Genomic DNA, 24030 nt, shown 5'->3' on the forward strand with positions numbered 1-24030 from the left:
CTGCGGGTCGTCCTCGAGCACGACGAACGCGCCGGCCATGTCTCCGTCGTGGGTGAGCGAGACGTGGATCCGCACCCCGGTCAGGTGCTCGGCGACGTCGCCGTGCAGCCGGATCCCGGGTCGGCCCCACGCGTCGGAGACCACCTCGATCTGCCGGTGCACGGTCTCCGGCAGCACCGGTGGGCTGCCGAACAGCGACGCCGACCACGCCTTGATCAGCGCCTCCTTCGCCGCCCACCGGGCGGCGAAGTGCCGGCCCGGACGGGAGCTGCGGGTGTTCGCGTCGCGACGCTCGCCCGGGGTGAAGTTCGAGAGCATCGCCGTGCCTGCCCGGCCCAGCTGTTCCTCGAACTCCGACACCTTGACCAGGTCGAACCCGATCCCCGCAACTCCCATCCGTCCCGTGACCCGCTCTCTGTGACCGTGCGGCCGGCGGCTACTTGCAGCCGGGCAGACCCGAACGGTACACGTCGCCGTCACCCAGTCGCGCCTCCGGCGAGAGCAGCACGTCGGCCTCGAGCTGGCGTGCCGCCTTGGCCGGCACCGAGTCCCCACCGAAGCGACGGTCGGCGGGCCGCTGGTACAGGGCCGCACCCCCGGTCATCGCCTCCGCGAGGCGGCGCTTACCGGCGACGGCGCGGGCCTGAGCCTGCTCCACGTAGGCCTCCCGGCGCTCCGCCGGGATCGCCTCGACGAACGCCTGCGGGTGGACCACCGCGATCAGCCCCGACACGTGACCGAACCCGAGGCTGGTCAGCAGACCGGCCTTGAGCGCGTACCGCTCGCCGAAGCGCAGCGGGGTGCGCGGCCACACCAGGTGCTCGAACTCGGCCATCTTGTCGTCGACGCAGTCCAGGCTGCGGTTCGGCGGGACGACGCCCTGGCTGAGGACCTGGCACAGGCCGATCAGCTGGAACGCCGCCGCGCCGCCCTTGGCGTGACCGGTCAGCGACTTCTGCGACACCACGAACATCGGCGCGCCCTCGCTGCGGCCCAGCGACCCGGCCAGACGCTCGTGCAGCTCCGCCTCGTTCGGGTCGTTGGCCGCCGTGGAGGTGTCGTGCTTGGAGATCACCGCGATGTCGTCGGCGGTGACACCGAGCTTGCGCAGCTCCCGCGCCAGGCCCGACTCGAGCCCGCCGCGACCGGCGCCGAGGGCACCGATGCCCGGAGCCGGGATCGAGGTGTGCACGCCGTCGGCGAAGGACCCGGCCCACGCGACCACACCGAGGACGGGCAGGCCCATCTCCAGCGCCAGGTCGCCGCGGGCGAGCAGGACCGTGCCGCCACCGGCGGACTCGACGAAACCGCCGCGCCGGCGATCGTTGGCCCGGGAGAACCGGCGATCGCTGATGCCCTTGGCCGTCATGTCGTCCGACTTCGCGGTGGCCGACATGTCACCGAACCCGACGATGCCCTCGATGCCGAGGTCGTCGAAACCGCCGGCGACGACCAGCTGCGCCTTGCCCAGCTTGATCTTGTCGACGCCCTCCTCGACCGACACCGCGGCCGTCGCGCACGCCGCCACCGGATGCACCATCGCGCCGTAGCCACCGACGTACGACTGCACCACGTGCGCGGCGATGACGTTCGGCAGGGCCTCCTGCAGGATGTCGTTCGCGCGGGACTCGCCGAGCAGCGTGTCGATGTACAGCGACCGCATCGAGGTCATGCCGCCCATGCCGGTGCCCTGGGTGTTCGCCACGTACGAGGGGTGCACCCAGCGCATCAGCTCCGACGGGGTGAAACCGCTGGAGAGGAACGCGTCGACCGTGGTCACGATGTTCCACAGGCCCACCCGGTCCACGGACTCGGCCATGTCGGCGGGGATGCCCCACTTGGTGACGTCGAACCCGGTCGGGATCTGGCCGCCGACCGTGCGGGTCAGGTTCATCTTGCGGGGCACCCGGATCTCGGTGCCGGCCTTGCGGGTGACGGTCCAGTCACCGCTGTCCGGAACCGAGTGCGCGACGGTGTTCTCCGGGTCGGCATCGACGAACGCGCGGGCCTCGGCCTCGGAACCCACCACGAACGACAGGTCCTTGTCCAGGAACACCGAGGTCAGCAGCGGCGCCGCGTTGTCGACCATCGCGCCGTCGTCGGCGTAGCGGCGGATGCCGCAGCGCTCGACCACCGCGTCGTGGTACCGGTCGGCGATCTCCGCCTCGGGCACCAGCTCGCCGGTCTCCGCGTCGTACCAGCCCGGCTTGGGATCGTTCTCCCACGCCACCAGGCCGGTGGCCCACGCCAGCTCGAGCACACCGGCGGCCGACAGCTCCTCGTCGACCTCCATCTCGAAGCGGGTACGGGCCGACCCGTAGGGGCCGAGCTCGCCGGCGCCGACGATGACCACCAGATCGGCGGGGTCGACGTCGAGCGTGTTCCACTCCGGTGCCGGCAGCGTCGCGTCCAGGCGCGGCGGTGCGGGCAGCGCCGCGATCGTCGCGTGCTCGGACTCCGCCGCGGCGTCCTTCGCGGCCTCGGCCTCCTCCTGCGCCTGCTTGGCCAGGGCCGGCAGGTCGATGTCGGCCTCCGACAGACCCCCGGTCAGGTCCGCCACCAGCGGCTCGACCGCGGCGGCCTCCTTGGAGGCGGCGGTGACGAGCTTCAGCAGCTCGACGGCCATCTCGTCGGTCGACCAGGTCCGCACACCGGCGGCCTCGGCGGCCTCCACCAGCGGATCGTTGCCGCCCATCAGGCCCGTGCCGCGCACCCACCCGATGAGGGCGTGGGCGAGGGTGACCCGCTCGGCCCAGATGCGCTCGGCGTGCCAGCGGTTGACGATCGCGTCGAGCGCGGCCTTCGCCTCGCCGTAGGCGCCGTCGCCACCGAACTTGCCGCGGTTCGGCGAACCCGGCAGCACGACGTGCAGGTGGGTGTCCACGTCACGGTCGGAGCCGATGTCGGCCAGGCCCGCGATCAGGCGCTCCACCGACCACAGCAGGACCCGCATCTCCATCTCGGCGCGGGCACCGGCGTCGGCCATCGACCCGGACACGCGCGGCGCGGCGAACGGGAACAGCAGCGTCGGAGTCAGGGCCTCCTTGATCAGCTTCTTGGCGCCGCCCGCGGTCTCCACGGTTTCGGTGCCGAGCCACGTCACCAGGGCGTCGACGTCGGCGTAGGACGCCATGTTGGCCGGGACCACCCACAGCGCCGCACCGGAGCGTGCGTTGCGCGCATACAGCTCCTTGTAGAAGCCGAGGCGGCTGTCGTTCAGGCTCGACGTGGTGACCACGACCGTGGCGCCGCCGGCGAGCAGCTTCGCCGCGACCGCGGCCGCGATCCCGCCCTTGCTGGCGCCCGTGACCACGGCGACCTCGCCCGCGTACTCGGCGTCGCCGGTCTGCCGGGCGGCCGTCGCGACGGCGTCGAAGACCTGCGCGAGCTCCGTGCGGCCGGCCTCGGTGGCCTTGCCCGCCCAGAACGCGGCGTGCGCGGCGACCGTGGCACCCGCACCGGCGAGCCGCTCCGCGCCGATCTCGGCACCGAGCCAGATGCGAGCCAGGTCCTCGCGGGCCGTCGCCCACCGGTCGTCGATCAGCACGGCCTTGCGGGCGTCGAACGCCGGTGCGACCAGCCGCGGCCAGTCGGAGCCGAGCTCCGCCGAGACCAGGTCGACCAGCTCGGTGTCCGCCTTGTCCGCGAGGTCCGAGGCCGCGTCGGCCAGGCCCAGCTCGGACAGGATCAGGCGGGCGGTCTTGGCGAGCACACCGTTCGAGCCGGTGATGCCCTCGGCGAACTCGCCGAGCGCGGCAGCGTCGACGGTGGCACCGCCACCGCCACCGGCGGACGGCATCGACACCGCGACACCGCGGCGGCCGGCGACCGACTGCACGGCCGCGTCGATCAGCTTGTCGACGGCGGCACCGTCGGACAGCGCGCCGTCGGAAAGGCCGCCGAGCGCACCGCCGCGGACGGACGAACCGTCCCGGCTGCCCAGCGCGACCTCCGCGGTCACGTGCGACGCCCAGCCCTCGCCGAGACCCCACACCTTGGTGACCCGGTCGGCGACGTAGGCGGGACGCTTGCCCGACGGGCCGAACACCTTGCGCAGGTGGTCGTTGATCGAGTCCGACAGCACCGGACCGAAGGGCCGGTAGGTGCGGGCCAGGCGATCGACCGTGCCGGCGAGCGCGCCCATGTCGGCGTCGGCCGCACCGTCGATGGCACCGAGCGACAGCTCCGAGCCGAGGTCGACGAGCAGCTGGTTGCGCCGCGAGGACACGCCGTCGCACAGCGCCTCGATCGTGTCGGCGGGACCGATCTGATCCGGGCGCAGCTTCGTCCACAGGGCGATGAGCACCTTCGTGGCGTCGGCGGCCTTGAACGCGATGTCGTCCGGACGCGGACCACCCGCGGGAGCGGCGGGCGCGGCGGCCGGAGCGGCGGCCGCGGCCGGAGCGGCAGCGGAAGCGTCGGCCGAGGCCGGCTCGTCGTCCTCCACCGGCGCCGGATCGACGTCCGTGGAGTACACGATCGAGGCCTCGCGCTCGATGTTGAGCACCTCGACCGGCTGCCCGAAGCGGCCCGGCAGCTTCAGCGTCTGCGACGCCAGGTTCGCCACCGTGGGGGCGGCGCCGAGGCCGACCTCGACGAACCGCTCGACACCCAGGCCACCGTCGGCCTCGTCGGCGAACAGCAGATCCTGCGTCTCGATCCAGCGGACCGGGGACGCGAACTGCCACGCGAGGAGCTCGGCGAGCACCACGCGGCACAGCTTCGAGGGGTCGGCCGCCCAGGTGTCGAAGTCCGCGAGGACCTCGGCCAGCGGCTCGGACGGCACCAGGTCCGCGATCTCCTGGACGAACTCCCGGCCCAGGTTGAACGGCTTGGGCACCAGGTTCGGGATGTAGCGGCCGATGAGGATGTCGGGATCGATCTGCTCGGGCAGCAGGTTCAGCAGGCGCTCCCGGAAGTCGTCCACGCCGCCGCGCAGGACGGTCGAGTGGAACGGCACGTCGATGCCCGGGACCAGGATGAACGCACGCTTGCCCCCGAACTCGGCGACCTTGCGCTCGATCACGGACTCGAGGGCCTCGAGACCGGCGACCGTACCGGCAATCGCGTACTGCGAGCCGCGCAGGTTCAGGTTGACGATCTGCAGGAACTCCCCGGTCTCCTCGGCGACCCCGGCGACGAACGCCTCGAGGTCGGCGTCGGCGACACCGAACTGCGACGGCCGGATCGCGGCCATGCGGTAGTTCGAACGGCCCTGCTCGTCGCGCGGCACGAGGGCGTGCATCGCCGACCCGCGGCTGAAGACCACCTCGAGCACCGCCTCGAGCGGCAGCACCCCGGCGACCGCGGCGAGCGCGTTGTACTCGCCCACCGAGTGACCGGCCAGGAGCGCACCCTCGACGAAGGCGCCGGCCTCACGCAGTTCCGCGATCTGGGCGACACCCAGGGTCGCCATCGCGACCTGCGTGAACTGGGTCAGGTGCAGCACGCCGTCCGGGTGCTTGTGGGTGACGCCGCGGGCCTTGAGCACGGTCGGGTTGTCGCGCACCACGGCAAGGATGGAGAAGCCCAGGGCCTTGCGGGTGTGCTTGTCGGCGCGATCCCAGATCTCCCGGGCGGCCTTCGAGCGGGCGCGGGCGTCCAGGCCCATGCCGGGCCGCTGGATGCCCTGGCCGGGGAACGCGTACACCGTGCGCGGGGCGGCGGTGCGGCCGGTGGCGACCATCACCAGGTCGCCGTCCACGCGGCAGCTCACCTCGACGATCTCGGCGCCACGGTCGGTCGCGATGCGGTCGACGCGCACGTCGATCTGCGCACCCGGACGCACCATGCCGAGGAACCGGGCGGTCCACGCCGTCAGGCGGCGAGCCGGCAGCTTGGCGTCGGCCTCGAGGGCGGTGACGACCTGCTGGGCGGCGGCGGACAGCCACATGCCGTGCACGATCGGGGTGCCCAGGCCGGCCAGGAGGGCGGCGTTGTCCGAGGTGTGGATCGGGTTGTGGTCGCCCGACACCCGCGCGAAGGCGCTCATGTCGATCGGGGCGACGATCACGGCGTCGCGGCGGCGGCGACGCGGGGTCTCCACCGCGTCCTCGCTCACGGCACCGCCGGCACGGACCGGATCGGCCAGCTCGGCCTTGCCGGTGCGGCCACGGATCGCGAACCGCTCGATCAGGGTGGCGACCGTGGTGTCACCCGAGCCGTTGCCGTTGTCGGCGGTGATCTCGACGTGCACCTCGACGACCCGGCCGAGGTCGGTGTCGGCTACGTCCTGGGCCTCGGCCTTGACGCCCAGGATCGACGGATCGGTCGGCAGACCGTCCTTCACGTCGACGGCGTGGTCGAGGTGGACCAGGTCGAGCATGCCCTCGATCACCGACAGGCTGTCGTCGGTCTGCGCGGCGCCGAGCGCGGCGAACACCGCCGGCCAGCACGCGCCGACCAGGACGTCGGGCACACCGTGGCCGCTCGGGGTCAGGTTCAGCGGCAGTCCCGAACCGGTGACACCGGCGTGGTCGGCGACCTTCTCCGGCAGCCAGCCGAGGGTGATGCGGGCCGCGCCCTTCTTCACCGCGGGCAGCTCCTGCCCCGCGGCGACACCGAGCAGCGCCGACATCGACGCCGACGCGTCGTCCGCGGTGACGACCGGGGCGCCACCGGTGTGCACGGTGGCGGGCACCGTGAGGCGGATCTCGACGGTCTTGTCGCCGGCGAGCGGCACCGTCAGGCCCACGTGCTCGGCGTCGAGAACGCTCAGCGTGGCGCCCGTCGCGCCGTGCACGGCGGCGGTGTCGGACTCGACGGACCACTCGTCCAGGTCACCGAGGCGGTGCACCGGGTTGACGGTCTGCCGGCCGGCCCAGTTGACGTCCGGAGCCGACAGCACGGCGTCGAGCAGGCCGGCCGCGAGGTCCTGGTGGCGGCGGGCCGCGATCTGCACCGGCTCGATGCCGGCCGCGATCAGCTCGTCGACCGCGGCCTTCTCGAAGCGGTCGAGCAGCTCACCGACGGGCTCGTCGGCGCGGGTGATGCCCGCGACGGCGACGGTGCCCGGGATGATGCAGACCTGATCGGCGCTGTAGCGCGGATCGTGGGCCTGCCACAGGGAGTCGGACCGCCACCAGCGACGCACGTCCTGGTCGACGACCGGGACGAAGTTCACCGGCTTGCCCGGGGTGCGGCACAGCGAGACGAAGAACGGAACGTCGGCCGGGTGCAGGACCACCGAGTCGGCGTCCGGGAACTGCTCGGTCAGCGCGGCCAGCGCCGCGTACGGCCGGTCGAGGGCCGCGTCGTCGGCGAACAGCGTCGGGATCGGGCCACGGTCGGCCGGGTGCAGGCGGGACTCGGCGCGCTGCAGCATCTCGTGGAAGCGCTCACGCCAGGTGACGTCGATCCACGGGTTCTCGGCCGCGTCGGCCACCTCCTGCGAGCCGACGGCCAGCTCCAGGTAGCGGGCGAGCCACTGCCCGTAGGTCATCTCGGCGACGTCGCCGAAGTACGGCTTCGCGGTGACGTCGAGCGCGGCGATGATCTCGTCGCGGCGCGCGGCCACGGCCTCGGCGTCGCCCGCGACCTCGTCGAGCAGGCGGCCCGTGCGGGACGCGGCGTTGTCGATCTCGTGGATGTCCGCGCCCAGCTGGCTACGGCCGGAGGCCATGCCGCCGGAGGCGGTGCCGGCGCCGACCCAGTCGGGGGTGCCGGGGGTCTCGACGAGCATCCGCTTGACCTCGGGCGACGTGGTCGCCTCGAGCGTCGCCATCGCCGCAGTGCCGACGAGGATGCCGTCGAGCGGCATCGCCGGGAAGCCGTGGGCGGTGGACCAGCGGCCGGTCAGGTAGTCGGCGGCCCGCTCGGGGGTGCCGATGCCACCACCGACGCACAGCACCAGGTTGGAGCGGGTGCGCAGCTCGGCGTAGGTGGCGAGCAGCAGATCGTCGAGGTCCTCCCACGAGTGGTGGCCACCGGCGCGGCCGCCCTCGATGTGGACGATGACCGGGTAGTTCGGCACCTCGTTCGCGATGCGGATCACCGAGCGGATCTGCGCCACGGTGCCCGGCTTGAAGGCGACGTAGCTGATGCCGGCCTCGGTCAGCTCCTCGATGATCGAGACGGCTTCCTCGAGCTCGGGGATGCCGGCGGTGACGACCACGCCGTCGAACGGCGCGCCCGCGGCGCGGGCCCGCGGCACCAGCCGCTTGCCACCCACGTGCAGCTTCCACAGGTACGGGTCGAGGAACATCGAGTTGAACTGCACGGCGCGGCCCGGCTCGAGCAGCCCCTTCAGCTCCTCGACGTGGTCGGCGAAGATCTGCTCGGTGACCTGGCCGCCGCCGGCGAGCTCGGCCCAGTGGCCGGCGTTGGCTGCCGCGGCGACGATCTTCGGATCGACGGTGGTCGGCGTCATGCCGGCCAGCAGGATCGGGGAGCGGCCGGTCAGGCGCGTGAACGCCGTCTCGACGCCCTGGCGGCCGTCGGGCAGGGTGACCGGCTTCGGCGCGAACGCGGACCACGGCTGCGGCACCTCGGGCTCCGCGCCCGGGGTCAGCAGGTTGCGCTGACCCCCGCGGGTGGCGGCCGCGATGATGCCCACACCCTGGCCACGCAGGCCCGAGCTGGTCATACGGGTCAGCAGCTCACCGGGACCCATGTCCAGGATCCACGAGGCGCCGGCCGCGACGGCGTCGTCGACGAGGGCGACCCAGTCGACCGGGTCGACGAGCACTTCCTGCGCCAGCGAGCGGGCGAGGTCCGCGTCCAGGCCGCAGCGGGCGGCCCAGTCGGCGACCTGCTCGACCGCGTCGGCGAGAGCGGGGTGGTGGAAACCGATCTCGGCGGAGACCGGCTCGAAGGTCGGGGCGAACACGGCACCGCCGCGCTTCTTCGCCTCACGCTCGCGGGTCTCCGCGGCGGAGATCTCCTCGCAGCGCTGCTGCACGCGAGCCAGGGCGGCAGGCGGGCCGGACAGCACGACGCGGCGGCGGGCGTTGCGGATGGCGACGACCGCGGAGCGCTGCGGGTCCTGGTCGGCGAAGACCTCGGCGACGACGGCGCGCAGGCGCTCGGGGTCGACGTTCGCGACCGCGAGCATCGGGAAGCGCTCGGCGCCGGCGATGATGCCGCGGCGACGGCCGACGAGGGTGGCGGCGGCACCGATGAGCTGGGCGATCGCGAGGATCTGCCCGTCCTTGGCGCCGACGGCCTCGGTGGCCGCGACGGCCAGCACGCCCTGCGAGTGGCCGATCACGGCGGCCGGAGCCTGGGCGGTCACGTCGAGGCCCTGGTTCGCCAGCGCGCGCAGCGCGGCCACCTGGGTCAGGAACACGCCGGGCAGCGAGACCGCGGCGGAAGTCAGCGTGGACTCGGAGGGGCCGGAGACGGGCGTCTCGTCCTCGTCGGCGACCTCCTGCTCGAGCATCCAGGCGATGGGGTCGAAGCCGCTCGGGCGCACGACGACGAGGTCGTGTGCGACGGGCGCGAGCAGCGCGGTGGCCTCGTTGACCAGTTCGGTCAGGACCGGCTCGAGCCCGTTGTCGCGGCTGAGTTCTTCGAGGGAGCTGAGCCAGGGAGCGCCCTGGCCACCGAAGGCGAGTGCGTAGGGCTCCCCGGCGAGGAGCTTGTCGACCAGCGCGCCCTTACGGGAAGCGGGGGCGTTGCCCCGGTCACTGGCGCGTCGTGATGCCTTCGAGTTCCGTCCGTTGTCGGCTGGTGTGGTCTCGTCGATCGTCACGCGTGTAGTTCCTCTCCTGAACACCGCAAGGGCGTGGTCTCGTGGCCGCCCGCGCCGCCGTTGGCGTTCTGATGGGCTCTGATCTGCTCGTTCGGGCTACCCAAGAGTGACACAAAATCATGAGGGGTTCCTCATGTTTTGTTCCGCGCGGGTTACCTCCCCCGAAGGGGCACGTGAGATCACTCACAGGAGGTCGGAGAAGTGACCGGTTGGTAGGGAGAGTCCGCGCAGGCTGCGCGGCTACATGGACGTCCATCAACCTGAGGAATCCCTCAGGTTTATCGTTACACAATCGTTACCATCTTGACTGACCGCGAAACGCGTGCATGAGGGCACTTTCGGCAATTTGTCGACGCCGTCCGATACAGTCCCGCGCATCGAACATACATTCGATCCAGGGGGGATGATGGGACGGTCGACGAAGTACACACGGGAAGTCCTCGAGGATGCGGTCCGAAACTCGACGAGCGTTGCGGGGGTCATGCGCTACTTGGGCCTGGTGCCGAGCGGGGGTTCGCACCATCACCTCAGTCGCCGGATCAAACGGCTGGGGCTCGACACATCTCACTTCACTGGTCAAGCGCACATGGGTGGGGCACCGGCACGAAATCGCCTCCCGTGGCGGGAGGTACTTGTAGTGCAGCCCACGGGCACGCCGCGACGAATGGCGAAGCTACTCCGCCGCGCCCTCCTCGAGTCCGGCCGCCCCCACAAGTGCGAAAGCTGCGGTATCGGACCGGAATGGTGTGATCTCCCACTGACACTGCATGTGGACCACATCGACGGGAATCCGAACGACTCCCGACCGGAAAACGTCCGCTTCCTCTGCCCCAACTGCCACAGCCAGACAGCGACGTGGGCGGCACGAAACCATCGACTACGGACGAGGTAATTCTCGGTCGGATGTCGTATGGTTCATGGGTCCAGCGCGAGTGGCGGAACAGGCAGACGCCCAGGTTTTAGGTACCTGTGTCCGAAAGGACGTGGGGGTTCGAGTCCCCCCTCGCGCACCACGTGACCTCGCCCACGGCCCCCCGACCGCTCTTGGCAGGTCGAGGGGCCGCTCGGGTACTTTTGATGACGTGTCCGAGAACCGTCCGCCGCGTCGCCTTGCCCTCGTCGTACTGGTGACGGTCGCCGCGGCCGGCTGTCTCGGTCTGGGTTTCTGGCAATGGACACGGTTCGAGGCCGTGGGCGGCACGTTCCAGAACCTCGGCTACGCCCTGCAGTGGCCCGCCTTCGCCTTCTTCTGCGTCTACGCCTACCGCCGGTTCGTGAAACTCGAGACCGAGGACGCCGAGAGCCAGGCCACGGGTGCGCCGCGCGCGTCGGAACCGAAGGAACCCACCGAGATCCCCGAGGATCTCCTCCCCCAGCGGCCCCGCACTGGGCTCGATCCGAACGCGGCCGTCGATCCGGACGACCCGGAGGCTCGGCAGATGCTGGAGTACAACGATTACCTCGCGCAGCTTGCGCGCAGGTCCGATAGGAGCGCTCAGTGAGCACGACCCCCGAGCAGGCACCCGACCAGACGAGCGGTTCGACCGCGCCGCAGTCCCGTCCGGAGGCCGACCGGAAGAAGATTGCCTCGGCCCTGACGCGGTACCGCGCGCTCGCCTGGATCACCGGCGTGTGGCTGCTCGTGCTCACCGGCGAGATGGTCGCGAAGTACATCCTGAAGGTCGAGAACGTCCCCGGCTGGATCGCCGTGGTCCACGGCTGGGTCTACGCGGTGTATCTCGTGCTCACGCTCGACCTGGCGATCAAGGTGCGCTGGCCCGCGGGCCGCACGATCGGCACCCTCCTCGCCGGCACGATCCCGTTCCTGTCGTTCTTCGTCGAGCACCAGCGCACGAAGCAGGTCAAGGCCGACTTCGGCGTCTGATCCGGCCGGCCGATCGGCGCGCGAAACAGCAAGCCGCCCACGCGATTGCGTGGGCGGCTTCTTGTTTCGCGTGGGAGCGCAGGCTTCGCGCCGCGGCGGCGGGCGTCAGCGGGCGAGCGCTGCGAGATCGGACACCAATCGTGCCAGTGCGCGCCCGCGGTGCGACGAGGCGTCCTTCTCCTCGGCGCTGAGCTCGGCGGCGGTGCGCTCCTCCCCCTCGGGCCGGAACACCGGGTCGTAGCCGAAACCGTTGGCGCCGCGCGGGCTGTGGACGATGGAGCCGCGCCACTCACCGCGCACGACGTGCACCGCGATCTCGCCGTCGTCACCGGGGACGGCGAGGGCACAGGCGGAGACGAATGCCGCGCCGCGGCGCTCGTCGGGAACGTCCTGCAGCTGCCCGAGCAGCAGTTCGGTGTTGGCGTGGTCGTTGCCGTGCCGCCCCGACCACCGGGCGGAGAGCACCCCGGGCATCGCATTGAGGGCATCGACCTCGAGTCCGGAATCGTCTGCGACGCACGGCATTCCGGTCGCCGCCGCGCCGTCGCGAGCCTTGGCGGCCGCGTTCTCCTCGAACGTCGCGCCGGTCTCGGGCGCCTCGTCGTAGGGCGGCACGGCGTCGAGTCCGACGAGGTCGATCCCCTCGATCCCGGCGGCGTCGAGGACGCGCCGCAGTTCGCGCAACTTCTTCGCGTTCCGGCTCGCCACGAGCACCTGCACCCTGTCAGACACCGAACTTCTTCCTGGTCCGCTCGGGGGTCACGGGCTGCGGCAGCGTGCCCGGGTAGGGGGCGTCGAGCGCCTGCTTCTGGATCTCGCACAGTTCGGCGATGCCGGCGAGCGCGGAGTCGAGCATCTTGTCGAGGGTGGACCGGGCGAACGTCGCACCTTCGCCGGTCCCCTGGACCTCGACGAGGGTGCCGGTGTCGGTGGCGATGACGTTCATGTCGACCTCGGCGCGCACGTCCTCCTCGTAGGGCAGGTCGAGGCGGACGCGGCCGTCGACGACACCGACGCTCACGGCCGCGATGGCGCACGAGATCGGCTGCGGGTCGGTGAGGCGGCCCGCCGCGCTCAGCCACGCGACGGCGTCGACGAGGGCCACGTAGGCGCCGGTGATGGCGGCGGTGCGGGTGCCGCCGTCGGCCTGCAGGACGTCGCAGTCGATGGCGATGGTGTTCTCGCCGATGGCGGCGAGGTCGATGCAGGCGCGCAGGGCGCGGCCGACGAGGCGGCTGATCTCCTGGGTGCGGCCGCCGAGCTTGCCCTTGACGGATTCGCGTCCGCTGCGGGTGTGGGTGGCGGCGGGGAGCATCGCGTATTCGGCGGTGAGCCAGCCGAGACCGGAGCCCTTGCGCCAGCGCGGCACGCCCTCTTCGACGCTGGCGGTGCACATGACGCGGGTCTGGCCGAATTCCACGAGCACCGAGCCCGCGGGGTGGTTGGTGAATCCTCGGGTGATCCGGATGGGGCGGAGTTCGTCGTCCGCTCTGCCGTCTTCTCGTGTGGTCACCCGGACGAGCCTATTAGATGGGGTAGACGTCCCCGGCGGACACCGCGTGGACGGGCCCGGAGTACTGCTCCTTGGCTTCGGCGATGACGTCCTCGCGCGAGGTCCACGGCGGGATGTGGGTGAGCAGCAACTCGCCCACCTCGGCGCGAGCGGCGAGCATGCCGGCCTCGGCGCCGGAGAGGTGGATGCCGTCGGGGCGGTCGTCGGGTGCGTGGGTCCACGAGGCCTCGGACAGCAGGACGTCGGCGCCGCGCGCGAGCTCGACGACCTCGTCGCACATGCCGGTGTCGCCGGTGTAGACAACGGTGCGCCCGGAGTCGCTGGTGATGCGGAATCCGTAGGCCTCGGGCGGGTGGTTGACCCGGCCGGGGTGGATGGTGAGCGCGCCGAAGCGGAAGGCTTCGCCGTCGGCGAGGGGGCGCACGTCGAGGGTGTCGCTGACGTCGTCCATCTCGCCGGCGATCTCGGCGGAGGCGGCGCCGATGCGCACGCTGGTGTCCGAGGGGCCGTAGACGAGGGTCCGTCCGGTGGGGCGGTTCGGGGAATAGCGCCGCCAGACGAGCAGGCCGGGGATGTCGAGGCAGTGGTCGGCGTGCAGGTGCGAGAGCAGCAGCGAGACCTCGCCGGGGTCGGCGTAGCGCTGGAGGGCCCCGAGGACGCCGGGACCGAAGTCGATCACCAGGGGCGGGGTGCCCGGGGCGGTGATCAGGTAGCCCGACGCGGCGGAATCCGGCCCGGCCACGCTGCCGGAACACCCCAGGACGGTCATGCGCATGGGGGTCATGCTGCCACGTCCCTGTGGCTGCGACGAAGCCAACGCAGGTTTTGATCGAGAGATGTCACAGTTGCGGCGACGCTGTGAGCCTACCGATCGGTCAGTTGTTGCGCGGGGGTGCGTCTCACCCGAACGAGGAGGTGGGCACGGCCGGCGGGCGGCGGCGGCGACGCTCGTCGGCGGAGAGCAGCCAGGCGGCCAGGACGCCGCCCACGGCGCCGAAGAGGTGCCCCTGCCAGGAGACGCGCGGATCGCTGGGCAGCACGCCCCACAGGATGCTGCCGTAGACGAACAGCACGATCACCCCGATGACGATCTGGCTCGACTGCCGGGTGAAGATGCCGCGTGTGATCAGGTAGGTGAGCCACCCGAAGACGAGGATCGACGCGCCGATGTGCACGAAGCCGGACCCGGCGGTGAGCCAGGTGCCGAGCCCGCCGACCACCCAGATGATCGCGGTGGCGGCCAGACCGCGGCCGATGCCGGAGACGAGCACGAGGAAGCCGAGCACGAGCAGCGGAATGGTGTTGGCGCTCAGGTGCGCCCAGTCGGCGTGGAGCACGGGTGCGAACGCCACGCCCCACAGCCCGTCGGCGGTTCTCGGTTCGATACCGGCGGAGTCGAGGTCGGCGGGCGCGGCGGCGTCGACGGCTTCGACGCCGTAGAGCAGGGCGACGAATCCGGCGATCAGGAGCGCCGCGCGCTGCCAGACGGGCCGGGGCCCGGGACGGGAACCGTCGGGTACGGTCATGCGCTCGCCCTTCGCGTGTGTCCTGTGCTGTGTTCCTGGCTTTCGAGCCTACCGACGTGCGCACCGCTCGACACGTGCGCGGCGACGGTCGGGCTTCGCCGTGAAAGCCCTGTCGACCGGCGGCCCGGTGGCTACTGTGGGAGGCACCGTCGGACCCGGGAGGCAGTCGTGCCGAGAAACGTCGGAGATCGCTACGCCTGCGAGAAGTGCGGCGCGCAGATCGTCTACGAGAAGCCGTGCCCCTGCACCGAGGGGATGCCGCATTCGGAGATCTGCTGCGGCGACCAGATGAAGCGCGTGTCGGAGGGCACGTCGGGCTGAGCCCTCAGCGCGGCCCTCAGCGCGACGTGGGAATCCCGGCCGTGAAGGCGGAGGGGAACACGTCACGATAGGCGGGGATACCCGCGACCGCGGTGGCCTGCAGCACCGCGTCGACGACGGCGCGCTGGACGACCTCGGCGGCCGCCTCGCACACGGCGGCCAGCACGGGCAGTTCGGGCGCGAAGGCCTCCGGGATCGGTCGGCTCGCGCCGGGGGGCGTCGCGGTGCCGGTGGCCAGGGCGAAGAGTGTGTCGCCGTCGAGGGGTGAGTGGGCGGGGCGGACGGCCCGGGCGAGGCCGTCGTGCCCGGCGACGGCGACACGGCGGCAGGCCGCGGCGGTCAGGTCGGCGTCGGTGGCGACGACGCCGATGGTGGTGTTGAGGGCGGTGCCCTTGGATGCGAGGGCGTTGGCGGCGGCGAGGTCGGTTGCGGTGGGCGCGACGAGCCCGAGCCGGGCGGCCCGGGCGGGGCCGAGGCCCCAGGGCAGGCCGGTCTCGGGGTCGAACACGGCTCCGACGGGGTTGGCGACGACGAGGGCTGCGACGGTGACGCCGGCGGCGGGGCCCTCGGCCAGGAACAGGCTCGCGGTGCCGATGCCGCCCTTGAGGGTGCCGGCGCGTGCGCCGACTCCGGCGCCGACGGTGCCACGGGCGACGGTCGTGCCGGCGGCCGCGGCGGCCCGGTATCCGCTGTCGGCGGTGGGCCGGGCGGTCCACTCCCCCACGGGCAGGTCGAAGACGACCGCGCCCGGCACGATGGGCACCACGGCCCCCGGCGGCCCCATCGGAATGCCGCGGCCCTGTTCCTCGAGCCACCGCATCACGCCGTCGGCGGCGGCGAGCCCGTAGGCGCTGCCTCCGGTGAGGAGCACCGCGTCGACGCGCTGGACGGAGTGGCTGGGATCGAGCAGGTCGGTTTCGCGGGTGCCGGGCCCGCCGCCGCGGACGTCGACGGCGGCGGTGACGGCACGGTCGGGCACGACGACGGTGCATCCGGTGGCCCGCCCGGTGCCGAAGGCGTGGTCGGAGCCGAGGGTGACGTCGGCGTCGAGGGCCTGCCAGTGCCCGACGCGCAGGCCGGCGACGTCGGTGAGCGAGTCGGTGGGTCCGGGCGTGGCCGTCACGGCAGCAGCGCCTGGACGAGGGAGTCCTGCATCCAGGTCAGCCAGTGGTAGACGTCGAGGTGCGGGGCCCGCGGGTCGTCTTCGTCGAGTGTCTCGGGGGTGTCGTCGTCGATGCCGAGGGTGGTGCCGAGGGCCAGCCGGAGGTCGTTGAGCCCGTACAGCCAGGCATCGGCCTGTTCCGGGCTGAGCACCACCTTGCCGCCGGATTCGGGGACGGTGCGCAGGATGACGGCTCCGGCGGCGAGCTTGGCGTCGATGATGTCGGGTTCGTGCAGGCTGCGCAGGGCACCGTTGAGGTCGGCGGATTCGTCGTCGGGATGGACGGTGGCGTCGGCGTCGGGCCGGTGGAAGTCGGGCAGCAGCCGTTGCAGGGCGGGGACGTCCGGCGGGGTGCAGTTGCCGGTGCGCAGGCCGGTGAGGGCGGCGAGGTCGTCCTGCGGGGCGCCGGCGGCGCGTTCCTCGAGCATGCCGAGTACGGATGCGACGAGCGAGCGCAGCACCGACGCCTCGTGTGCGTCCATCTCGGATCGCAGCTTCACGCCTCCGAGCGAGTTCTTCCTGCTCCACTGCCGCACGTCGGTCGGCTCCTCCTGGCTTCGCGGTCGGGATGGTCGGCGAGCGGGCGGCCGATCACTCGGCCCGCTGCATCGTCGCCCACAGCCCGGCGGCGTGCAGGCGTTGCACGTCGTGTTCCATCTTGTCACGCGAGCCGCTCGAGACGACCGCCTTGCCTTCGTTGTGCACCTTGAGCATCAGCTCGGTGGCCTTGGCCTTGCTGTACCCGAACAGCTTCTGGAAGATGTACGCGACGTAGTGCATGAGGTTGACCGGGTCGTCCCACACGACGGTGACCCAGGGCCGGTCGACTGCTTCGATCTCCTCGACGGTTTCGGCTTCCGCCGGCATTGCCTGCCCTGCCGCCATGGTGACGGCGGGAAACGAGGCCACGGTGACTGCGTCGGACGGCTCCGGGGGGGCGGTGCCGAACGGGCTTGTCGGGGAACACGTCGCCATGTCTCCAGGGTACGGCGTCGGCGCCCGGCAATACAGCCGCATCCCGGCCCGCGCTCTACAGTGATCGGGTGCCCGATTCCCTTCTGCCGCGCACCGCGACGGCGAGCACCGCCCTGTTCACGGACGTCTACGAGCTGACGATGCTCGAGGCCGCGCTCGCGGACGGCACCGGTTCCCGCCCTTGCACGTTCGAGGTGTTCGCGAGGCGTCTGCCGCCCGGGCGCCGGTACGGCGTGGTCGGTGGGACCGGCCGGCTGATCGATGCGCTGGAGAGGTTCCATTTCGGCGAGGAGGAACTGGCCGTGGCGGGACGGTTCCTCGACGCCTCGACCGTGGAGTGGCTGCGCGGTTACCGGTTCTCCGGCGACATCGAGGGCTACCGGGAGGGCGATTTCTACTTCCCCGGTTCGCCGGTGCTGGCGGTGCGCGGCACGTTCGCCGAGTGTGTCCTGCTCGAGACCCTGATTTTGTCGATCCTCAACCACGACAGCGCGGTGGCGTCGGCGGCGGCGCGGATGGTCAGCGCCGCGGACGGCCGCACGCTGATCGAGATGGGGTCGCGCCGGACCCACGAGGAGGCGGCGGTCGCGTGTGCGCGGGCGGCATACCTCTCGGGCTTCGACGCGACGTCGAATCTCGAGGCGGTGCGCCGGTACGGGGTGCCGGGCACGGGTACCGCGGCGCACGCGTTCACGCTCGTGCACACCACCGGGGCGGGCCGCGACGAGGCGGCGGCGTTCCGGAGCCAGGTCGAGACGCTCGGGGTGGGGACCACGCTGCTGGTGGACACGTACGACATCACCAACGGGGTGCGCACGGCCGTCGAGGTGGCCGGCACCGGACTCGGGGCCGTGCGGATCGACTCGGGCGATCTCGGCGTGCTGGCCCGGCAGGTGCGGGAGCAGCTCGACGGCCTGGGCGCGACGAACACGAAGATCGTGTTGTCGGGTGACCTGGACGAGTACTCGATCGCAGGTCTGCGCGCCGAGCCGGTCGACGTGTACGGCGTCGGGACGTCGCTGGTCACCGGCTCGGGCGCGCCCACGGCCGGGATGGTCTACAAGCTGGTCGAGGTCGACGGCATCCCGGTGGAGAAGCGCAGCGCGCACAAGGAGTCCCGGGGCGGCGCCAAGCGCGCGGTGCGGTTCGCCCGCCCGACCGGCACGCTGGTGGAAGAGGTGATCTACCCGGCGGACGCGCCCGCACCGGGGGGCGACGGCGAGGTGGTGCACGAGCTGATGGTTCCGCTGGTCTGCAACGGCGAGCGGGTCGGCGACGGGCCTACGCTGGAGGAGAGCCGGGCATTGCTCGCGCACGGGCTGATCAGTCTCCCGTGGGAGGCCCTGACCCTGTCGGCGGGCGAGGCCGCGGTGCCGACCCGATTCGTGAGGTGAGGACGTTGTCGCGGGCGCTGATCATCGTCGACGTGCAGAACGACTTCTGTGAGGGCGGGTCGCTGGCCGTGGCCGGCGGCGCCGCGGTCGCCGCGGACATCAGCCGGTATCTGGCCGCACACGCGCAGGACTACGCGCACGTGGTCGCCACCCGGGATCACCACGTCGATCCGGGTGCGCACTTCGCCGAGGAGCCGGACTTCGTGGACTCGTGGCCGCCGCACTGCCGGGCGGGAACCGAGGGTGCCGAGTTCCATCCGGCCCTCGACACCACCCGCGTGGAGGCGGTCTTCTCCAAGGGGGCGTTCGAGGCCGCGTACTCGGGCTTCGAGGGCAGCCACGACACGGGCGAGTCCCTCGACGGGTGGCTGCGCGGGCACGGGGTCACCGCGGTCGACATCGTGGGTATCGCCACCGATCACTGCGTGCGGGCGACCGCGCTCGATGCCACCGCCGCCGGGTTCGACACGCGGGTGCTGCTGCCGTACACGGCCGGGGTGAGCGAGGCGACCGTCGAGTCGGCGCTCTCGGCGCTCCGGGGGGCGGGTGTGGACCTGGTCGGACAGGTCGGGCCGCGAACCTGACGGTGGTGCCCAGTACCCTGACGCGGTGCCCGAACTCCCGAATGTGCCGGAACTGCTGCGCACCGCGGTGCACGCGCTGGGCGGCAAGGAACGGCGCAACCAGCTGACCATGGCCTCGGCGGTGGCGCATTCGCTGGACACCGGCGAGCACCTCGCGGTCCAGGCCGGCACCGGCACCGGCAAGTCGCTGGCCTACCTCGTGCCGGCCGTGCGGTATGCGGTGCAGACGGGCCGGACGGTGGTGGTCTCCACCGCGACGATCGCACTGCAGCGTCAGCTGGTGGACCGGGACCTGCCGCGGCTGGCCGGCGCGCTGGAGTCGGCGCTGGGCCGGCGCCCCCGCTTCGCGATCCTCAAGGGCCGCGGGAACTATCTGTGCCTGAACAAGATCCACACCGGTCTGGCCGAGGAGCCGCCTGCGGACGACCAGTTGTTCGACGCGTTCGCCCTGTCGCGGATCGGCCGGGAGGTGCGTCGGATCACGGAGTGGTCGTCGACCACCGGCACCGGCGACCGCGACGACCTCGTCCCCGGCGTGTCGGATGAGGCGTGGCGTCAGGTGAGTGTCACCGCCCGCGAATGCCTGGGCAAGTCGCGGTGCCCGGTCGGCGACGACTGTTTCGCGGAGATCGCCCGCGCCGAGGCCGGGCAGGTCGACGTGGTCGTCACCAACCACGCGCTGCTGGCGATCGACGCGATCAGCGGCATCTCGATCCTGCCCGAGCACGACGTGGTGGTGGTCGACGAGGCGCACGAACTCGTGGACCGCGTCACCGGGGTGGCGACGGCGGAGCTGTCCGGCGGCACCGTCTCGGCCGCGGCGCGGCGCTGCGTGAAGCTGATCGAGGACGAGGACGTCGACCGACTCGAGGGGGCCGCCGAGAACTGGGAGGCGCTGCTCGAGGAGCTGCCGCCGGGGCGGTGGGACGAGTTGCCCGAGGGCGCGGGCGCGGCGCTGGCCGCGATCCGCGACGCGGCGTGGGCCGTGTGCACGGCGATCGGACCACCCAAGGCGGGGCTCGACGCCGAGGCCGCCGCGGCCCGCAACCAGGCGCTGGCGGACGTCGACGAGGTGCACGACTGCGCGGTTCGCGTGCTGACCGCCTTCGAGGAGACGGATCCCGCTGCCCGCCGGGACGTCGTCTGGCACGCCGCCGACGAGTTCCGCGGCAACACCCGCCACACGGTGCGGATGGCGCCGCTGTCCGTCGGCGGACTGCTGCGGTCCCGGCTGTTCGCCGCGTCGACGGTCGTCCTGACCTCGGCGACGTTGACGGTGGGTGGCTCGTTCGACGCGCTCGCCGTCAACTGGGGGCTGCCGCCGCAGTCGCCGGCCCGCAGCGACACCGGCGCGGCGTCGGGGACGGAACCACCGTCGGACGACGGGGACCTGCGGTGGAATTCCCTGGACGTGGGATCGCCGTTCGATCACGCCCGCTCCGGCATCCTGTACGTCGCCAAGCACCTGCCGGCCCCCGGCCGCGACGGGCTCTCCCCCGCGTACCTGGACGAGATCGCGGAGCTGGTCGAGGCCGCCGGCGGCCGCACGCTCGGGCTCTTCTCGTCGATGCGCGCCGCGAAGGCGGCGGCGGAGGCGATGCGGGAGCGCCTGGACACGCCGGTCCTGTGCCAGGGCGAGGACGCGACCGGCGCCCTGGTGGAGAAGTTCGCGGCCGACGAACCGACGTCGTTGTTCGGGACCCTGTCGCTGTGGCAGGGCGTGGACGTGCCGGGACCGTCGCTGTCGCTGGTGATCCTGGACCGGATCCCGTTCCCGCGACCGGACGACCCGCTGCTGGTGGCGCGGCAGCGGGCGGTGGAGGCGCGCGGGGGCAACGGCTTCCTGTCGGTGGCGGCCACCCACGCCGCGCTGCTGCTCGCGCAGGGCGTGGGCCGGTTGTTGCGCAGCACGGACGATCGGGGTGTCGTGGCGGTGCTCGATCCCCGCCTGGCGACCGCACGGTACGGCGGGTATCTGCGCGCGTCGCTGCCCCCGTTCTGGGAGACAGCCGATCCGCGGGTGGTGCGCAAGGCGCTCGTCCGTCTGCGGGGCTGACCGGGCCGCGACGCGTCCGATCCCGAAACGTTCACGACTTTCCCGGAATTTCCGGCCGTTTCGCGGCAGCATCGAAGGCGGCGCAGGCGCCGGAGTCGAGGGTCGCAGGGACAGGGGGCTTTTCGGATATGCCACAGGGCGTTGTGAAGTGGTTCGACGAGGAGAAGGGGTTCGGCTTCATCGCGGAGGAGGGCGGCGGGCCCGACATCTTCGTCCACTACTCGGAGATCGCGGGGACGGGCTTCCGCTCGCTGACAGAGGGTCAGCGCGTCGAGTTCGAGATCGGACTGGGTGTGAAGGGACCTCAGGCGGAGAACGTCCGACCGGTGTGAGAACCGCGGCCGCCGCGGCACCCGGTGATCAGACCCGCAGGCCCACCTCGACGATCGCCTTGGCAACCGACCGCACGGGTGCCTGGTTGCTGCGGGCGTGGCCGCGGATGAGCCGGAACGCCTCGTCGGGGGTGGTGCTCCGGGCGTGGGCGATGATGCCCTTCGCCTGTTCGATGACGATGCGCGAATCGAGCGCCGCCTGCAGTTGCGCGTTCAGCTGCTCGTGCTGCCGCAGCTTGTTGGAGTTGACGATGTAGCCGGTGGCCATGTCTGCGAAGATCTGCGCCGCCGCGATCTCACGATCCGCCCATTCGCGCGGTTCGCACGCGTACAGGTCGAGAGCGCCGATCTTCTCGTCCGCGAGCTGCATCGGTATGCCGGCCACCGCCGCGATCCCGTGCTCGCGGGCCTTCTCGGCGTAGTCCGGCCACAGGTCTGATCGTGTCCGCACGTCGGCGACCGCGATGGGCTCGCCACGATCGAACGCGTACTGGCACGGCCCCACCCCGGCCTCCTCCTGGCAGCGTTCCATCTCCCCCACCACCTCGGCGGCCGCGGTGACGAACTGCAGCCGGCCCTCGCACTGCAGGCTCACGCCGCACCCGAGGAGACCCAGAACGGCGGTCACGCCGTCGACGAGCTCGTCGAGCGCTGCGCCGACGTCGTAGGGGGTGGGCAGCAGGCGCGCGAACCGCGACAGCACCGCCATGAACTCGTCCTGGTCGAACACCGGCGCGCCCCCTCCGGTCGGCAACACCCTCGATAGTGACACACATCACAGTTCTTGGGTGGCGTCGCACGCGTCACATCACATATCCTGGTACACAGAGCGTCCGCCCCAGATCCCGGCGACGCCCGAATCGGAGCCGCCCCGACCCCCGGTGCTCCTCTCTCACTCTCCACGAATCGTGTGGACAGGTTTTCGGGAGAACACCGCTCGAGGCCCGGTTGCCCGTCGCTCCGAGCAGGTGTACCTCCCGGACACGATCCGCGAAGAAGGAACACCCATGGCTCACCTCGCCCATCCGGCTCCCCACAGCGACAACTCGCCGCTGCTCTCGGTACCGTCCATCATCGTCGGTGCCGGCACCCTCTCGTGCGGGCTGGCCGTCGCGATCAGCCGATCCCTCACCCTCGGCGTGCTGGCCGCCCTTCTCACGGTGGCGACGGTCGCGGTCGCAGCGGTGATGATCCGCTCCTGACCTCGCCCACCACCGACTCCGACGGCCCGCCCGAGCAAGGAACCGATGAACCACCTCAATCACGTCGCCGACCCGAGCACCGTCCCGGGTTCGGCGATGAGCACGGCCGAGATCAAGGCTCGTATCGACGCGATGTTCGCGGACGACCACGGGAGCACTGTGACCGGCGACGATCGCAGGGCCACCGCGGCCTCGCCCCGGCGCCCCGGATGGGCGTCGAGCCGGCGCGGCCGCAGGAGCTGACCACCGACGTTCTCCCGGCGTCGGTGGTCTCCGACCGGACCACCGGCTTCCGGACAGCGCCGCAGGGGGGCGCTTCCGGAAGCCGGTGGTCCGTCACTGCCGGTTCACGGCTGATGTGTCACTGCCGGGTCACGGCTGATGTGTCACTGCCGGTTCACGGCTGATGCGTCACTACCGGGTCACGGCGCCGCGACGAGCGCGGGCGAGGTCGAGACGTCCCACTTCATCGAGACCGAGGTGCCGTCGGGGACGGTGACGACATCCGTGTGGGACGTCAGGGTCCGGATCAGCGCGAGCCCGTGGCCACGGCAGCTGTCGCCGGACGGATCCTCCGGGGTGCGCCAGCGGCCGTGATCGGTGACGATCACTTCGACGGAACGTTCCCCCGGTCGATAGACGGCCTCCAGGTCGACCGCGCCGACACGATCCCCGTACCCGTCGGGATACGCGTGCTCGACGGCATTGGCCAGCGCTTCGTAGCTGGCCAGCAGCACATCCTGCCCGAGTTCGACCTCGAGGTGGAGGCGGTCCAGCCACCGGTCCAGGGCCTGCCGGAGCATCGTCACCTGGCTCGGCTCGGCGCGGACCCCGCGGTAGAACAACCCGGTCGATGTGAACGCCTGAGAGGCGTGTCGCGAGTGCATCCTCCTCCTCGATTTCCGATGCGTCCTCGGTCGGACGCATCGGGTGTATACCCACCGCCGCGCGGTCCTATACCTCGAAGCGAGGGCGTGCGCACAGCGACGGGCGACCGTCCCGGTCAGCCGGCACGGGCGACCCGCGCCGGATAGACGAATCCGGGCAGCACCCGCCCGGCGACGGTCGCGACGCCGAGGACGACGAGGAGCGCCGGCACCAGCGTGGTTCCCACGTAGCCGATCCCCGGGTCCGTGAGCCCGATCGCCCCGGCACACACCGCGGCGGGCACATGCGGCGCCCGCAGCAGCGCCATGGCGACGACCGCAAGTCCCGCTGCGACGGCGGCTCCTGCCTGCGACGGACCGGCGACGGCCGCGACGACGAGCGCCGCGGCCGCGGCCGCAGGGTAGGCCCGCACGATCGCTCCGGGCCGGGCGGCCGGGGTGCCGGGTGCGAGGGCGATGAGGGCTGCGGACGCGACGTACGGCAACCCGAACACCGCCCAGT

At 71.9% G+C, this 24030-nt stretch carries 22 protein-coding genes and 1 tRNA gene; 11 read left to right on the top strand and 12 right to left on the bottom strand.

Annotated elements, in window-relative coordinates; translation table 11 throughout:
• Both CQZ88_RS23635 and CQZ88_RS23640 read right to left on the bottom strand, forming a co-directional pair.
• Positions 1-396, bottom strand: a 396-nt coding sequence (locus CQZ88_RS23635) for a holo-ACP synthase (RefSeq protein WP_102800406.1), incomplete at its 3' end; no start/stop codon positions are given.
• 40 nt (positions 397-436) lie between these two features.
• The gene (locus CQZ88_RS23640) at positions 437-9691 is read right to left on the bottom strand and encodes a type I polyketide synthase (RefSeq protein WP_102800399.1); all 9255 of its coding nucleotides are present in this window, start codon (positions 9689-9691) and stop codon (positions 437-439) included.
• Positions 9692-10097: 406 nt separating this feature from the next.
• On the opposite strand from CQZ88_RS23640, the gene CQZ88_RS31690 reads away from it, so the two are divergent.
• The 4 genes from CQZ88_RS31690 to CQZ88_RS23660 all read left to right on the top strand — a co-directional run bounded on the left by CQZ88_RS31690 (position 10098) and on the right by CQZ88_RS23660 (position 11576).
• On the top strand, positions 10098-10583 hold the full coding sequence (locus CQZ88_RS31690; RefSeq protein ID WP_072635004.1) for an HNH endonuclease: 486 nt from the start codon (positions 10098-10100) through the stop codon (positions 10581-10583).
• Between the two features lie 34 nt (positions 10584-10617).
• Positions 10618-10704 (top strand) — tRNA-Leu (locus CQZ88_RS23650).
• A 69-nt stretch (positions 10705-10773) separates the two neighbouring features.
• Complete coding sequence (locus CQZ88_RS23655; protein ID WP_050035024.1) at positions 10774-11193, top strand: transcriptional regulator; 420 nt, start codon at positions 10774-10776, stop codon at positions 11191-11193.
• On the top strand, positions 11190-11576 hold the full coding sequence (locus tag CQZ88_RS23660) for a DUF3817 domain-containing protein (RefSeq protein ID WP_029542990.1): 387 nt from the start codon (positions 11190-11192) through the stop codon (positions 11574-11576). Before CQZ88_RS23655 ends, CQZ88_RS23660 begins: the two co-directional genes overlap by 4 nt.
• Before the next feature lie 105 nt (positions 11577-11681).
• On the opposite strand, the gene rdgB is transcribed toward CQZ88_RS23660, so the two are convergent.
• The 4 genes from rdgB to CQZ88_RS23680 all read right to left on the bottom strand — a co-directional run bounded on the left by rdgB (position 11682) and on the right by CQZ88_RS23680 (position 14615).
• Entirely contained in the window at positions 11682-12290 is a 609-nt protein-coding gene (gene rdgB / locus CQZ88_RS23665) for an RdgB/HAM1 family non-canonical purine NTP pyrophosphatase (RefSeq protein WP_037201609.1), read from the bottom strand.
• Positions 12291-12300: 10 nt separating this feature from the next.
• A complete protein-coding gene (gene rph, locus CQZ88_RS23670) occupies positions 12301-13089 on the bottom strand; it encodes a ribonuclease PH (protein ID WP_006937538.1) in 789 nt (262 codons plus the stop codon).
• A 13-nt stretch (positions 13090-13102) separates the two neighbouring features.
• Positions 13103-13864, bottom strand: coding sequence for a cyclic nucleotide-degrading phosphodiesterase (locus CQZ88_RS23675; protein ID WP_043799009.1), 762 nt, complete (start codon positions 13862-13864; stop codon positions 13103-13105).
• A gap of 124 nt (positions 13865-13988) precedes the next feature.
• The gene (locus CQZ88_RS23680; protein WP_050035023.1) at positions 13989-14615 is read right to left on the bottom strand and encodes a rhomboid family intramembrane serine protease; all 627 of its coding nucleotides are present in this window, start codon (positions 14613-14615) and stop codon (positions 13989-13991) included.
• Between the two features lie 168 nt (positions 14616-14783).
• On the opposite strand from CQZ88_RS23680, the gene CQZ88_RS30040 reads away from it, so the two are divergent.
• The gene (locus tag CQZ88_RS30040) at positions 14784-14936 is read left to right on the top strand and encodes a hypothetical protein (protein ID WP_006937532.1); all 153 of its coding nucleotides are present in this window, start codon (positions 14784-14786) and stop codon (positions 14934-14936) included.
• Positions 14937-14952: 16 nt separating this feature from the next.
• Here the strand turns inward: CQZ88_RS30040 and CQZ88_RS23685 are convergent, their stop codons facing one another.
• Genes CQZ88_RS23685 through clpS form a run of 3 tightly spaced genes read right to left on the bottom strand, consistent with a single transcriptional unit; the run spans position 14953 to position 17073 of the window.
• On the bottom strand, positions 14953-16059 hold the full coding sequence (locus CQZ88_RS23685; RefSeq protein WP_043799011.1) for a P1 family peptidase: 1107 nt from the start codon (positions 16057-16059) through the stop codon (positions 14953-14955).
• The gene (locus CQZ88_RS23690; RefSeq protein ID WP_006937528.1) at positions 16056-16634 is read right to left on the bottom strand and encodes a DUF2017 domain-containing protein; all 579 of its coding nucleotides are present in this window, start codon (positions 16632-16634) and stop codon (positions 16056-16058) included. Before CQZ88_RS23690 ends, CQZ88_RS23685 begins: the two co-directional genes overlap by 4 nt.
• 55 nt (positions 16635-16689) lie before the next feature.
• The gene (gene clpS, locus CQZ88_RS23695) at positions 16690-17073 is read right to left on the bottom strand and encodes an ATP-dependent Clp protease adapter ClpS (RefSeq protein WP_029542980.1); all 384 of its coding nucleotides are present in this window, start codon (positions 17071-17073) and stop codon (positions 16690-16692) included.
• Positions 17074-17141: 68 nt separating this feature from the next.
• Here clpS and CQZ88_RS23700 point away from each other — a divergent pair, with 68 nt between their 5' ends.
• The 4 genes from CQZ88_RS23700 to CQZ88_RS23715 all read left to right on the top strand — a co-directional run bounded on the left by CQZ88_RS23700 (position 17142) and on the right by CQZ88_RS23715 (position 21439).
• Positions 17142-18467, top strand: a complete 1326-nt coding sequence (locus CQZ88_RS23700; protein ID WP_102800400.1) for a nicotinate phosphoribosyltransferase — start codon at positions 17142-17144, stop codon at positions 18465-18467.
• A 5-nt stretch (positions 18468-18472) separates the two neighbouring features.
• The gene (locus CQZ88_RS23705; RefSeq protein ID WP_065923497.1) at positions 18473-19051 is read left to right on the top strand and encodes an isochorismatase family protein; all 579 of its coding nucleotides are present in this window, start codon (positions 18473-18475) and stop codon (positions 19049-19051) included.
• A 25-nt stretch (positions 19052-19076) separates the two neighbouring features.
• Positions 19077-21107 (top strand): ATP-dependent DNA helicase, encoded by a 2031-nt coding sequence (locus CQZ88_RS23710; RefSeq protein ID WP_065922697.1) that lies wholly within the window; start codon positions 19077-19079, stop codon positions 21105-21107.
• A gap of 128 nt (positions 21108-21235) precedes the next feature.
• Positions 21236-21439, top strand: a complete 204-nt coding sequence (locus tag CQZ88_RS23715) for a cold-shock protein (RefSeq protein WP_029542972.1) — start codon at positions 21236-21238, stop codon at positions 21437-21439.
• 28 nt (positions 21440-21467) lie between these two features.
• On the opposite strand, the gene CQZ88_RS23720 is transcribed toward CQZ88_RS23715, so the two are convergent.
• Positions 21468-22169 carry a GAF and ANTAR domain-containing protein gene (locus CQZ88_RS23720; RefSeq protein WP_029542970.1) on the bottom strand — a complete coding sequence of 234 codons (702 nt, stop codon included), beginning with the start codon at positions 22167-22169 and terminating at the stop codon, positions 21468-21470.
• A 277-nt stretch (positions 22170-22446) separates the two neighbouring features.
• Here CQZ88_RS23720 and CQZ88_RS23725 point away from each other — a divergent pair, with 277 nt between their 5' ends.
• Together CQZ88_RS23725 and CQZ88_RS23730 are read left to right on the top strand one after the other, a co-directional pair.
• Entirely contained in the window at positions 22447-22641 is a 195-nt protein-coding gene (locus CQZ88_RS23725) for a hypothetical protein (protein ID WP_206530813.1), read from the top strand.
• A gap of 45 nt (positions 22642-22686) precedes the next feature.
• The gene (locus CQZ88_RS23730; protein WP_006947393.1) at positions 22687-22884 is read left to right on the top strand and encodes a hypothetical protein; all 198 of its coding nucleotides are present in this window, start codon (positions 22687-22689) and stop codon (positions 22882-22884) included.
• A gap of 179 nt (positions 22885-23063) precedes the next feature.
• Here the strand turns inward: CQZ88_RS23730 and CQZ88_RS23735 are convergent, their stop codons facing one another.
• Both CQZ88_RS23735 and CQZ88_RS23740 read right to left on the bottom strand, forming a co-directional pair.
• On the bottom strand, positions 23064-23528 hold the full coding sequence (locus CQZ88_RS23735; RefSeq protein WP_029542966.1) for an ATP-binding protein: 465 nt from the start codon (positions 23526-23528) through the stop codon (positions 23064-23066).
• A 116-nt stretch (positions 23529-23644) separates the two neighbouring features.
• Positions 23645-24030 (bottom strand): HPP family protein (locus CQZ88_RS23740; protein WP_102800401.1); only part of this gene is annotated, 386 nt, incomplete at its 5' end.

Origin of the sequence: Rhodococcus sp. ENV425 (genome assembly GCF_002887785.1) — a bacterium.
GTDB lineage: Bacteria > Actinomycetota > Actinomycetes > Mycobacteriales > Mycobacteriaceae > Rhodococcus > Rhodococcus aetherivorans.

What these genes read in the sequence shown, in the direction of transcription:
- CQZ88_RS23715 (WP_029542972.1), top strand. Translation starts at nt 21,236, where the DNA reads ATGCCACAGGGCGTTGTGAAGTGGTTCGACGAGGAGAAGGGGTTCGGC.
- CQZ88_RS23675 (WP_043799009.1), bottom strand. Translation starts at nt 13,864, where the DNA reads ATGCGCATGACCGTCCTGGGGTGTTCCGGCAGCGTGGCCGGGCCGGAT.
- CQZ88_RS23680 (WP_050035023.1), bottom strand. Translation starts at nt 14,615, where the DNA reads ATGACCGTACCCGACGGTTCCCGTCCCGGGCCCCGGCCCGTCTGGCAG.
- CQZ88_RS23725 (WP_206530813.1), top strand. Translation starts at nt 22,447, where the DNA reads ATGGCTCACCTCGCCCATCCGGCTCCCCACAGCGACAACTCGCCGCTG.
- CQZ88_RS31690 (WP_072635004.1), top strand. Translation starts at nt 10,098, where the DNA reads ATGGGACGGTCGACGAAGTACACACGGGAAGTCCTCGAGGATGCGGTC.
- CQZ88_RS23735 (WP_029542966.1), bottom strand. Translation starts at nt 23,528, where the DNA reads ATGCACTCGCGACACGCCTCTCAGGCGTTCACATCGACCGGGTTGTTC.
- CQZ88_RS23730 (WP_006947393.1), top strand. Translation starts at nt 22,687, where the DNA reads ATGAACCACCTCAATCACGTCGCCGACCCGAGCACCGTCCCGGGTTCG.
- clpS (WP_029542980.1), bottom strand. Translation starts at nt 17,073, where the DNA reads ATGGCGACGTGTTCCCCGACAAGCCCGTTCGGCACCGCCCCCCCGGAG.